This is a genomic window from Acidiferrobacter sp., assembly GCF_054609335.1.
Genome location: NZ_JBTRWP010000005.1, coordinates 69,279 through 80,734 on the forward strand (window position 1 = coordinate 69,279; position 11,456 = coordinate 80,734).

9 protein-coding genes are annotated in these 11,456 nt (G+C 63.6%); 5 read left to right on the top strand and 4 right to left on the bottom strand.

All coding sequences use genetic code 11. The annotated features are described in order from the left end of the window. Position 1: 1 nt before the first annotated feature. The 3 genes from ACYCTF_RS02385 to glyQ are packed head-to-tail and all read right to left on the bottom strand — an operon-like array spanning position 2 to position 3,310. Positions 2-343, bottom strand: a complete 342-nt coding sequence (locus ACYCTF_RS02385) for a pyrophosphohydrolase domain-containing protein (RefSeq protein WP_461282503.1) — start codon at positions 341-343, stop codon at positions 2-4. After that, positions 340-2,439 carry a glycine--tRNA ligase subunit beta gene (glyS, locus tag ACYCTF_RS02390; RefSeq protein WP_461282502.1) on the bottom strand — a complete coding sequence of 700 codons (2,100 nt, stop codon included), beginning with the start codon at positions 2,437-2,439 and terminating at the stop codon, positions 340-342. The genes ACYCTF_RS02385 and glyS overlap by 4 nt, the downstream gene beginning before the upstream one ends. Continuing rightward, complete coding sequence (gene glyQ / locus ACYCTF_RS02395) at positions 2,432-3,310, bottom strand: glycine--tRNA ligase subunit alpha (RefSeq protein WP_461282577.1); 879 nt, start codon at positions 3,308-3,310, stop codon at positions 2,432-2,434. The genes glyS and glyQ overlap by 8 nt, the downstream gene beginning before the upstream one ends. A 378-nt stretch (positions 3,311-3,688) precedes the next feature. Here glyQ and ACYCTF_RS02400 point away from each other — a divergent pair, with 378 nt between their 5' ends. The 5 genes from ACYCTF_RS02400 to ACYCTF_RS02420 all read left to right on the top strand — a co-directional run bounded on the left by ACYCTF_RS02400 (position 3,689) and on the right by ACYCTF_RS02420 (position 8,616). Beyond that, positions 3,689-4,732: a tRNA (5-methylaminomethyl-2-thiouridylate)-methyltransferase gene (locus ACYCTF_RS02400; RefSeq protein ID WP_461282501.1), complete on the top strand. Its 1,044-nt coding sequence runs from the start codon at positions 3,689-3,691 to the stop codon at positions 4,730-4,732. Positions 4,733-4,735: 3 nt separating this feature from the next. Next, the gene (locus tag ACYCTF_RS02405; RefSeq protein WP_461282500.1) at positions 4,736-4,957 is read left to right on the top strand and encodes a sulfurtransferase TusA family protein; all 222 of its coding nucleotides are present in this window, start codon (positions 4,736-4,738) and stop codon (positions 4,955-4,957) included. Between the two features lie 2 nt (positions 4,958-4,959). Further along, complete coding sequence (locus tag ACYCTF_RS02410; RefSeq protein WP_461282499.1) at positions 4,960-6,111, top strand: cation diffusion facilitator family transporter; 1,152 nt, start codon at positions 4,960-4,962, stop codon at positions 6,109-6,111. Between the two features lie 182 nt (positions 6,112-6,293). Continuing rightward, a complete protein-coding gene (gene glnA / locus ACYCTF_RS02415) occupies positions 6,294-7,700 on the top strand; it encodes a glutamate--ammonia ligase (protein WP_461282498.1) in 1,407 nt (468 codons plus the stop codon). Between the two features lie 325 nt (positions 7,701-8,025). Next, a complete protein-coding gene (locus ACYCTF_RS02420; protein ID WP_461279158.1) occupies positions 8,026-8,616 on the top strand; it encodes a hypothetical protein in 591 nt (196 codons plus the stop codon). 85 nt (positions 8,617-8,701) lie between these two features. Here ACYCTF_RS02420 and ACYCTF_RS02425 read toward each other — a convergent pair whose 3' ends face one another. After that, the gene (locus ACYCTF_RS02425) at positions 8,702-10,996 is read right to left on the bottom strand and encodes a beta-propeller fold lactonase family protein (protein WP_461279160.1); all 2,295 of its coding nucleotides are present in this window, start codon (positions 10,994-10,996) and stop codon (positions 8,702-8,704) included. Positions 10,997-11,456 lie beyond the last annotated feature (460 nt).

An 11,456-nucleotide genomic window follows, 5' to 3' on the forward strand; every position in this document is an offset into this window, starting at 1 on the left:
TTCAGGAGTCCCGGAATTCGGATACGCGTATACGACCGCTGACCATCCGCGCGGAGCGCTTCATGATGGCGTCCATTTTATCCCAGAAGGCGCGTTCTAGCGGGAAGTCGGCGGCAATCGCCGTACCGATCAGGAGGATCAGCAGGTCGGCACATTCCTCGGCCAGCGCCTCGCGCGGCTTACCCTTGGTGACGCAGGCCGAGATCTCGCCCAGTTCCTCGGCCATGAGTGCCACTCGATAGGCTAGCTCCTCGCCGCCCCGGTTCTTGAAGTCGTGTTTGTCATGAAAGCGCTGAACGGCGTCGCGCATGGCAGCGAAGGAATTCTGGTCGGTATCGTTCATCGCGACTCCCCGGCAATTTTCAGGCAGGACAGGTCGCCCACGGTCTCGAACAAGGCCGCCAGACGGGTGAGTAGACGCAGTCGGCCCTTACGGGTCTCAGCGTCATCGCTCATGACGAGCGCGTCCTCGAAGAAGGCGTCGACCGCAGGCCGCAGCGTGTGCAGCGATTCGAGGGCCCCTTGATAGTCACCGGCCCGCACGCGCTCACCGGTCCCGGTCTCGCAGCGCTCAATTTCCTGGGTTAGGCGCAGGTCCGCGGCCTCGGCGCCGGCCCATGGGGTCTGGGCGTCCAGGGGTTCGTGGTTTTGCTTCAGGATGTTGCGGGTGCGCTTATGGGCAAAGGCCAGAGAGGCGGCGTACCCGCTTTGCGCAAAGGCGGCGAGTGCCTGGGCACGGCGCACCGTATCAAAGACGCGCACCAGGCCCGGACTCAAGGCCGCCGCCATGACGTCTTGTGAAAACCTGTTTTCTAAGAGATTGCGCAGGCGTTCGGTGAGGAAATGGCGGACCTCCTCCACCACCGTCGGCGCGAGCAGGCCTTCGGGATACTGCGCGCGCGCCCTCTCGAGGAGCGGCGCGATCTCGAGGTCGCGGTGGTGGCGTTCGCCGAGGGCTTCCAAAAGTCGCAGGATGCCGATTGCCGCGCGCCGCAGGGCGAAGGGATCCTTGTCCCCGGTGGGGCCCAGCCCGATCCCGAAGATGCCCACGAGGGTGTCGAGCTTGTCGGTGAGGGCGAGCGCCAGACCGAGCGGGCTTGCCGGCAGGGCATCGCCCGAAAAGCGCGGCCTGTAATGCTCGGCGATGGCCTGGGCGATCGCTGGCGCCTCCCCATGGCATAGCGCGTAATGTCCACCCATGACGCCCTGGAGCTCCGGAAACTCGCCCACCATGCCGGTAAGGAGGTCGGCCTTGCACAGCGCGGCGGCCCGTCCGGCCTGCTCGCGATCGAGGGCAAGCTCCGAGCCGATGACGCGCGCCAGTCGCTCGAGTCGCGATGCCTTGTCCGCGAGACTGCCGAGACGCTTCTCGAACGCCACTTGGGAGAGTCCCTGCGCATAGGCATCGAGGGACTTCTTGCGGTCGCTGTCCCAAAAGAAGCGGGCGTCGGCGAAGCGTGCGGCGAGCACCCGCTCGTTGCCCTTGCGTATCGCCTGGTCGTCCTTCGGCGCGATGTTCGCGATGGTGATGAAGCGCGGCAAGAGCCGCCCTTCTCGTTCGAGTGGGAAATATTTTTGGTGACCCTGCATGGCGGCGATCAGCGCCTCGCGCGGCACGTCGAGAAACTCTTCGTCAAAGGTCCCCAGAACGGCGTGCGGCCATTCGACGAGCGCCGTGACAAGGTCCAGAAGCTCGGGGTCCACGATTGCCTGGGCATTTGCCGTCAGGGCCAGATGCTCGATCTGACCGCGGATCCGGTCCCGCCGCTCACCGAAATCCGCGACCACCTGCCCGTGGTCCTTAAGGATCTTCTCGTAGGCGTCGGCTGTTGGGATATTGAGGGGACGCGGCGCATGAAACCTATGGCCCCGCGAGCGTCGGCCGCTTACGAGCCCGAATATTGGGATGCGCAAAACGCGCGCGCCCTGCAGGGCCACTACCCAATGGATCGGGCGCACGAATTCGCCATCGCCCGCGCCCCACCGCATGCGCCGTCCGGCGGGTAGTGCCAGCAGGACGCCTGGTAGGACTTCGCCCAAGATCTCCGTGAGGGTGCGGCCTGCTTGCCGCTCGCGGTAGCCGAGAAACGCCCCGCGCTCGGTGTTCAGGGTTTCCAGGGAGGACACTTCGACGCCTAGAGAGCGTGCGAAACCGAGCGCCGCCTTGGTCGGTGAACCGTCTTTCTCGAACGCTGCGGCGAGCGCGGGCCCCTTGCGGACAACGATCTGCGCTTCTTGGCGGGCGGCGATCGCCGTTATGCGCGCCGCAATGCGGCGGGGGGCGGCGAAGGTTTGCACGGAGCTATCGGTGGTCGCTAGGCGCCTGTCGATGAGCGCCGCGGATAGGCCTGCGCCCAAGGCCGCGCCCAGCGTGAGGAGCTCCCGGGGGGGGAGTTCCTCGGTGCCGATCTCAAGCAGAAGATCCTCTTTCTTAGCCATCGGTCCGTCGCATCCTGGGGAATCCCAAAGCCTCGCGTTTTCGATAATAGTTTTCGGCCACGCCGCGGGCCAGGGCGCGTACCCGGCCTATCGTGCGCGCGCGTTCGGTGACGCTCAGGGCATGGCGAGCATCGAGCAAATTGAAGGTGTGCGAGGCGTGCAGCACGTGGTCGTAGGCCGGCAGCGGAAGATCGGCGGCGATCAAGCGCTGGCACTCGTCCTCGAAGGCCTGAAACCGCGCGAACAGTGCTTCGACACTCGCCTCCTCGAAATTGAAGCGCGACTGCTCGATCTCGTTTTGCCGGTAGAGGTCTCCGTAACGGACCTCCTCGTTCCAGGCGAGGTCGTAGACGTTGTCGCAGCCTTGCAGATACATGGCGAGCCTTTCCAGGCCGTAGGTGATTTCGCCGGTCACCGGCCGACATTCGAGACCGCCGGCCTGCTGGAAGTAGGTGAACTGACTCACCTCCATGCCATTCAGCCAGACCTCCCAGCCGAGCCCCCAGGCCCCCAGGGTCGGCGACTCCCAGTTGTCTTCGACGAAGCGGACGTCATTGGTCGCCAGATCGATGCCGAGCGCCTGCAGGGATTTCAGGTACAGATCCTGGATGTCCAGGGGCGAGGGTTTCAGCACGACTTGAAACTGGAAATAGCGCTGCAGGCGGTTCGGGTTTTCTCCGTAACGACCGTCCGTGGGACGTCGCGACGGCTGCACGTAGGCGGCGCGCAAGGGTTCGGGTCCGAGACTGCCGAGAAAGGTCGCGGGGTGGAAGGTCCCGGCACCCACCTCGACGTCGTAGGCCTGCTCGATCACACAGCCTTGTTTCGCCCAGTAGCGCTGCAGGGCAAAAATGAGTTCCTGGAATGTCACGTCGTGGTCCTTAAGAGAGAGGTGCGCGGGCGACCCCCGGTCGCTGCCGGCCCCCGCGCCACTATAAAGGGTAAGCGGCGGTTTCGGCAAACGCCCGTCCGGGCGCGTGAGCGCACCGACCGGGGCTTTGGATCGATTTCGGCGCGCCCCCTGTTGCCATAAGACCGCGTCCCAAAGTAGGGCACACACGGGCCTTTGGAAAAACTCCGCGTCCCTGAAAGGCGGTCGCCCCCGGGCTTTGCGGGGATCGCCGATATCCGCACCCGCATCCTCCCATGGGGTGCGGGACGGCCACCCGGCGCGATATACTGGCGGCGCCTTGGGAAGGCGCGCGGCGGGCGCAAGCGCACCAAGGGTTGAGGGGTCCCGCACGAGGCTATGGAAGAACGCAAGCGTAAGGCTGTGGTATTACTGTCGGGCGGCCTCGATTCCATGCTCGCGGCCCGGTTGATGCTCGACCAGGGCATCCATGTCGAGGGGATCAACTTTTTTACGGGCTTTTGCGTCGAAGGGCATACGCATGCTGTGCGCCACGATCGGAGGGCCCGCCCGGTGCGCAACAATGCTCTTCATAGCGCCGAGCAGCTCGGCATCCGCCTACATATCATCGAGGTGATCGAAGAGTACAAGGATGTCGTCTTGAATCCTCGCCACGGCTATGGGGCGCACCTGAATCCTTGCCTCGACTGCAAGTCCTTCATGGTGGGCCACGCCCGGCAGTGGATGGAAGAACACGACTTCGATTTCATTGTGACAGGCGAGGTTCTGGGCCAGCGGCCGATGTCGCAAAGGCGCGATACCCTTCCGGTGGTGGCGCGCGAGTCGGGGGCCTTGGATCGGCTCTTGCGGCCGCTCTGCGCCAAACTTTTGCCGCCCACCCTTCCAGAGCGCGAGGGTTGGGTCGATCGCGAGCGCCTGTTAGGTTTGAGCGGGCGTAATCGCAAGCCCCAGATCGGGATGGCGCACACATACGGTTACGAGTACGCGCAGCCGGCCGGCGGCTGTTGCTTCCTGACTGACCCGAACTATACGAAGAAGCTGCGTGACCTGTGGGGGAGTCGGGGCGAGCGCCGCTACGACTTTGATGACATCATGCTTCTGAAGATCGGGCGCCATTTGCGTCCGCGCCCATCCTTCAAGCTGATCATCGGTCGCGAGGAGGGGGAGAATCGCTTCTTGGAGGGCTATCGCAATCGCTTTGTGCACTTGTGGACGCCCGAGCACAATGGCCCGCTCGCCCTGCTTCAAGGGGAGGCCGATGACGCCGACCTCGACCTGGCCTGTGCTATTGCCGCCCGTTTCGGCCAGGGGCGGGCGGCGCAGACCGTGCGCGTGGCGGTGGGAGGGCCTGATGGGTCGCGCCATGACCGGGAGGTCGCGCCGCTTCCCCCGCATGCCCTGGCGGCGGATTGGTACTTGTAGGCTATGGACCTTGATGCCCGCTTTCTTCTCTGCCCTATGCCGGTTATACGTCTGAGCGCCGCCATGGCCAAGGTTGCGACCGGCGATCGGGTCACGGTCCGCTGCACGGATCCCGGCGCGCTGTACGACATACCGGCCTGGTGCCGACTCGAGGGTCACGAGATCCTCGAGACGCGGACCGAGTCTTCCGGGGAGATTGTGATCGTAGTGAGGGCCGGGAGGTGACGGTGGAGCGCGGCGTGCAAGCGGACGACGAGGCGGGGTCGGAGCGCCAGAAGGTCGTGCTGAAGGGTCTTTTTGTCAACGTGGTGCTGGCTGCGGGCCAGCTTGCCATCGGCGTTATCGGAAGCTCGGCGGCGCTCGTCGCCGACGGCTTTCATACCCTGTCGGACCTCTTGAGTGACTTACTTGTGCTTGCCGCGGCGCGCTTCGGGGCGCGGGGCGCGGATGAGGATCATCCTTACGGCCACGCGCGCATCGAAACGGCCGGCACGTTCGGCCTGAGCCTGGTACTGGTCGGTACCGGGGTGGGAATCGCCCTGCACGCGGCGGCGGCCCTCGGCACGCCGACGCACCTTGCGCGCCCCGATATCCTCGCGCTTGTCATGGCGCTGGCGGCCATCGCCATCAAGGAAGGCCTCTTTCGCTATATGCGACGGGCCGGTACGCGGTTGCGTTCTGATCTCCTGCACGCTAATGCCTGGCACTACCGGACTGACGTCTTTTCATCGATGGTCGTGGCGGTCGGCGTCGCCGGCAGCATGCTCGGCATAAGCGACCTGGATGGCGTGGCGGCCATTGGTGTTGCCATCCTTATCGTACGCATGGGCGCCATGCTCGGCTGGCAGGCCTTGCGCGAATTGGTCGACACCGGGCTCGAGACCGAAAAGCTCGAACGTATCCGTCGCGTCATCCTGTCGATCGACGGTGTCCGCACCCTGCATCTGTTGCGCACGCGCAGGGCCGGCGGGCTTGCCTTCGTTGACGTCCATATCCTCGTCGACGGATCCATCAGCGTGTCGGAGGGTCACCAGATCAGCGAGATGGTACGGGTCGCCCTCATGCGCCACGTGGGTAACATCGCCGATGTCGTCGTCCATATCGACTCGGAGGATGACGAGCATGCCGCGACCAATGCGCGTCTGCCCTTGCGGGCCGAGATGATGAAGCGTCTTCGGCATTACTTCGCGGATATCGAACCCGCTGGCGCCATCGACGCGGTCGTGCTGCATTACCTGGGGGGAAAGATTGCCGTGGAGGTGCATTTGTCTCTCGATCTCGCGCCGACCGTGGCCGCGGGCCGGGCCCTCCAGGAGCGTTTCGCCGAGGCCGCTGCCCGAGACCCGCAGATCGGCTCGGTGCGGGTGTGCTTCCATTAGGAGCACCATAACAGTGCACGTTTTGCCGGAGCGCACTGTTATGGTGCATACACGGACCCGGCATGGGCCCGCAAATGCCCGCTACGCCTCGTTTGCTTAGTGGCATATTTCGTGCAAAATGGCCGCCTCAGGCGTAACAGCCGCCCCGGCGCCCCAAAATAATCCAGAGTCAGGAGAGATGCATGTCTGCCAACGTCTTGAAGATGATCAAGGATAACGACGTCAAGTTCGTCGATTTCCGGTTTACCGACACCAAGGGTAAGGAGCAGCACGTCACGGTGCCGTCCCATGTCGTGGACGAGAAGCTGTTCGAGGAAGGGAAAATGTTTGACGGCTCCTCCATCGCCGGGTGGAAGGCCATCAACGAGTCCGACATGGTGCTCATGCCGGAAGCCGCCACCGCCGTGCTCGATCCGTTCACCGAAGAACCGACCCTGCTTTTGCGCTGTGACGTATTGGAGCCCCAGACCATGCAGGGCTATGATCGCGACCCGCGCTCCATCGCCAAGCGGGCCGAGGCCTATATGAAGAGCACCGGCATTGCCGATACGGCTTATTTCGGCCCCGAGCCGGAATTCTTTATCTTCGATGACGTGCGCTGGAGCGTGGACATGTCCGGCTCGTCTTGTCGCATCGACTCGGAAGAGGCGGCCTGGAATACCGGCAAGGATTACGATGGTGGCAATCTGGGCCATAGGCCTGGCGTCAAGGGCGGCTATTTCCCGGTCCCGCCGGTCGACTCTTCGCAGGACATCCGCAGCGCGATGACGCTCGCGATGGCCGAGATGGGTCTCGTCGTCGAGGCCCATCACCACGAGGTCGCCACCGCTAACCAAAATGAGATCGCGACCCAGTTCGCGTCGCTCGTGCGTAAGGCCGACGAGATTCAGATCCTGAAGTACTGCGTCCACAACGTGGCGCGCAATCATGGCAAGACTGCTACGTTCATGCCCAAGCCCATCGTCGGCGACAACGGCTCGGGGATGCATTGTCACCAGTCCTTGGCCAAGGGCGGCAAGAACCTCTTTACGGGTGACGGCTATGCGGGCTTAAGCGAGCTTGCGCTTTTTTACATCGGTGGCATCATCAAACACGCACGCGCCTTGAACGCGATCACAAACCCGCTCACCAATAGCTACAAGCGGCTGGTCCCAGGCTTCGAGGCCCCTGTCATGCTCGCCTATTCGGCGCGCAACCGCTCAGCCTCCATCCGCATTCCGTATGTGGCGAACCCCAAGGGCCGGCGCATAGAGGTGCGGTTCCCGGATCCGGGGGCCAACCCCTACCTCGCATTCGCGGCCATGATGATGGCCGGTCTTGATGGTATTGCAAACAAGATCAACCCGGGCGAGGCGGCCGACCACGACCTCTACGAGCTCACGCCCAAGGAGGCGAAGAAGATTCCGACTGTCTGCCACTCCCTGGACATGGCGCTCGAGGCCTTGGAGAAGGATCACAAGTTCCTGACCGCAGGCGGCGTCTTTACCGAGGACTTCCTGAGCTCCTATGTCGCGCTCAAGATGCAAGAGGTCACACGGTTGCGCATGACCACGCATCCAATCGAGTTTGACATGTACTACAGTATCTAGACAGATACTGCGTCGCGACAGCAGTGGCTTGACCGAGACCCGGGGCCTTCCCGGGTCTCTTTTTTGTTTCCCCTTGTCCAATCTTACGCCATCATCGCCGATAGGGCCGCGATGACGGTGTTAAACATCACACATTTCTTCCATGTATCGAGCCATATTGGTGTAGTCAATGTGTGCGGCCACCCGCCGATATGGATGGGCACGAACGCGTTTCCGCATGAGCGATGCGGATGCTGGTCCGGCATAGGCCCGATCCTCACGCCGGGGTGCGGGAAGATAATGCCCATCGCCAAGGTGGCGACAAAGTGAACACGAAGAGGTGTGTATGAACCGGACTAAAGTAGATGAATTTTTGTGCGAGGCCCTCGAGACCGAGCGTGGCGGCGTCAAGATATACGAGACCGCGATCAACTGTGCGCAGAACGTCGATTTGCGCAAGGAATGGGAGAAGTATCTCGGCGAAACCCGGCGTCATGAGCAGATTCTAGGGGAGATCTGTACAGAGTTCGGCATCAACCCAGAAAAGGAGACGAGCGGACGCAAGATCGTGCGCAGCTACGCCGAGACTCTTATTAAGGCCATGCAGGGCGCGCTCAGCTCGGGCGTGCGAGGGCAGGCCGAGATCGTCGCCGCCGAGGCCGTAGCGACTGCCGAACTCAAAGACCACATGAATTGGCAATTGATCGGCGAAATCGCAAAGAAGATGGACGGCAGTAACGCGGCTACTCTGAAAAAAGCCTACGATGAGGTCGAAGACCAGGAGGATCGCCACTTCTATCATGCGCGTGGATGGGCACGCGAACTTTGGGCGGCCTCGCTCGATATACCGGCTGTGATCCCGCCGCCCGAGGAGAAGATGAATGTGAAGACCGGCATGGGCGCCGCGGCCGCGCAGGCTTCTCGGAAACTCATGTAAAAAAGCGCGGGCGAGTACCCCCGTCCGCGCCGCACTTGAAATCGTGAGGCGTCCTTGAGGGCGCCCACGCCTTGCGTTTTTCGGCTTATCCAAGCCCTCCGCCTGGGATCGCCTGCACGGGTTGACTGCCTGTTGTCGTCAGCCCGAGGGAGGTGTAGGCGGCTGCGTTGCGCGCTTGGTTAAACGATGGAATGGCCAGCGCCTGAATATTTCCAGGCTGCGGTGTGCAGCTCGTGCTGCTTACTGCGGTGCAGGGCACATTGTCGACTACGTAGAGCGCCTTGCCATTATGCCCGACGGCCAATCCATAGGCGTCTGTAAATGGCGTGGCGGTGCTCAGCATCACGGGCGTCGGGTCCCAGCCTACACCCACAGCGAGCGGATCGTTGCGGGTAAAGACCTCAACGACGCCGTTTGGCCCCCCGCCCGTTGCCTCCTGGGTCGCTACATATAGCCGGCGACCCTTGGGCCCGATCGTAAGCCCCAGGGGCTTCTGGCCGCTTGCGAGCGTCAGGGTTGGGGTCGTGGCGGGGACCAGCGTGCCGCTGGTCGCATCAATCCGGTAGATCGAAACCTGCGCGCCGTAGCCGTTGTTGCTGACATAGAGGTGACGGCCTGCGGGTCCAGTGATGACCGTCCAGGGGTTGTTTCCGGCGGTAAAGGTGCTAGGCGCGGTTAAGGCGCCGCTATCCTGGTTTATGCCAAACCCTTCGACGCTCCCGGAGGAATACTGGGCGACATACAGGTATTGTCCGGTGGGATCGACGGTGAGGAGCATGGGATAGAGGCCGCTCGTTGACGTAGGGCTGCTGCTCAGTTCTTGCACGGGCGGCGTGCTGGACAGGCTAAAACCTGTTATTGATCCCGGGCCGTTGGTTTGGGTGCTGTTGTCGTAGTTGCTGTTGGCCACATACAGATAGCGGCCGGATGTGTCGGCGCTCACTCCCATGGGGGCGTTGCCGGTATTGTACGGCCCAGCCGCCGTGCCGAGCGTCCCGTCGCTGTTGATCGGGAGGCTCATGACAGCCCCCTGGCCCCCGCTGGACCAGTCCGAGGCGTAGAAGGTTTTGCCGTCCGGGGAGATCGTCCCGGCGCTCGGCCCGTTGCCGCCGTTTCCGGTGCTGGTCAGGCCGGTCAAGGCGCCATTGGCGCCCACCCCGTAGCCTAGGATCTGGTTTGTGCCCTGGTCTACGACATAGAGCATTTGCGGCGAGACGCCGACTGTGGCCACGAGACCCGCAAGGCCATGCGGCGTGGGCCGCGTGCGCACCGAACCGAGCAGCGTGGGCCCCGAGCCCGCCGTGGTGGCGGTGTAGGCTACGAGGTCGTCATGGGTCGCGTTGGTGACATAGACCGTGTGGCCGCCCGGCGAGACTAGCGCCCCGGTCGGCTGCCCCGACGATCCGAGCACCGCCGAGGTGGGACATGCAACGCCACCGCTTATGAGCGGAAAGGTCACGAGCTCCATGCCGCCGGAGCCCTGGCCCACGACGTTCAGCTGGGTGGCACCGACCGACAGGGCGTTGGCGGTGAGCCCCGACGGCAGTGGGACGCTGTCTTGCTGGCTCAAGGTGCCGCCCGCCCCGGCATTGAAGGCGATGACGTTCCCTGATGTCAGCACAAAGAGGTTGCCGGCGTTATTGATGGTTCCGGCGATAACTCCGCTCAAGGCCGTGGTCGCAAGCGCGGTCGGCGCCGCGCTGCCCGCACCAAAACTTGTAATGCCGTCGGATGCCAAGCCATACAGGACTCCCGATCCGGCGACCAGGCTCGTCACGGAGGCTGCCAACGGCGCGGTGGTGCCGCTCAAGGTCAGGGTGCCGCCGCTACCGATCGTGAAGCTGGAAATCGTGTCGTTGCCGGTGTTCAGGGCATAAAGGGTGGAACCCACCACGGCGAGCGACGCGGTTCCCGGGCCGCTCGCCGTCGCCTTACCGAGCGATGTCAGTGTGTCGGTCGTGCTGTCCCAGGCGTAGGCCGACACCGTTCCGTCCGTTTTGTTCGCCACATACACGAATCGGTTTGCACTCACGGCCACCCCGGAGGCTCCTTGCCCGGTCGGCACATAGCCGCGATCCACCACCGCTCCGGTCCACGGGTTGCGTAGGTACACGCCCAGGCTATGACTGCCCGAGGGGACCAGGATCAGGGAGGACTGCACAGTCCCGCTGGTAGGCGCATTCGTGGGGCTTGCAGGAACTGTCGTGGTGGCCGGCAGGGTCGAGATGGCCTGGCACTGCTGGAGGCCCGTGGGGGCCGGACCGCCGGCCGTCGGCGCGCTGCCTCCGGACGGCGCGCTGCTGCCTCCACCACCTCCGTTGCAGGCGGATAAAACGGCGCACGCGAGCAGGGCTCCGGCGATTCTTGCCTTCACTGGCATGGGTGACCTCCTTGAGTGATCGGGATTCAAGCGGGTCGGGAGAACCGACCGTGCTGTGCCGTTATACGGCTCGGCCTGCCGTCGTTCATCGGGCCAAGGTCGCTCGGACTTTGGTCGTTCAGACCAAGGGCGTGTATGGCGAGAGCGCGGCGGGGGAGACGGCCAGACGCCGTGGCTGCGGTGTTTATTGCTGCACAATGGATGGGCGCGCTCGCGAACTGTATGCGCCTCCGCGGCTAGCGCCAAAGAGGGCGACGACCAAAGTGCTCCTGTGACACTCTCAACCCGCTCAAGCGGGTGAGCTTCTTACCGAATAGTACGGTTCATGGGCATGCTCCAGGGAGCCCGCACACACATCCTGCGGTGCTTGATTCCGTGCTTCGGAAAGACAACGCCGACTAGACGCATCCAGTCGGTGGCCCGTGTCCGGGCTACTACTACGCCGGAGACTGCCCGGACG

Coding starts and splice junctions, on each gene's coding strand:
- ACYCTF_RS02425 (WP_461279160.1), bottom strand. CDS start 10,996: ATGCCAGTGAAGGCAAGAATCGCCGGAGCCCTGCTCGCGTGCGCCGTT.
- glyS (WP_461282502.1), bottom strand. CDS start 2,439: ATGGCTAAGAAAGAGGATCTTCTGCTTGAGATCGGCACCGAGGAACTC.
- ACYCTF_RS02400 (WP_461282501.1), top strand. CDS start 3,689: ATGGAAGAACGCAAGCGTAAGGCTGTGGTATTACTGTCGGGCGGCCTC.
- glnA (WP_461282498.1), top strand. CDS start 6,294: ATGTCTGCCAACGTCTTGAAGATGATCAAGGATAACGACGTCAAGTTC.
- ACYCTF_RS02420 (WP_461279158.1), top strand. CDS start 8,026: ATGAACCGGACTAAAGTAGATGAATTTTTGTGCGAGGCCCTCGAGACC.
- ACYCTF_RS02385 (WP_461282503.1), bottom strand. CDS start 343: ATGAACGATACCGACCAGAATTCCTTCGCTGCCATGCGCGACGCCGTT.
- ACYCTF_RS02405 (WP_461282500.1), top strand. CDS start 4,736: ATGGACCTTGATGCCCGCTTTCTTCTCTGCCCTATGCCGGTTATACGT.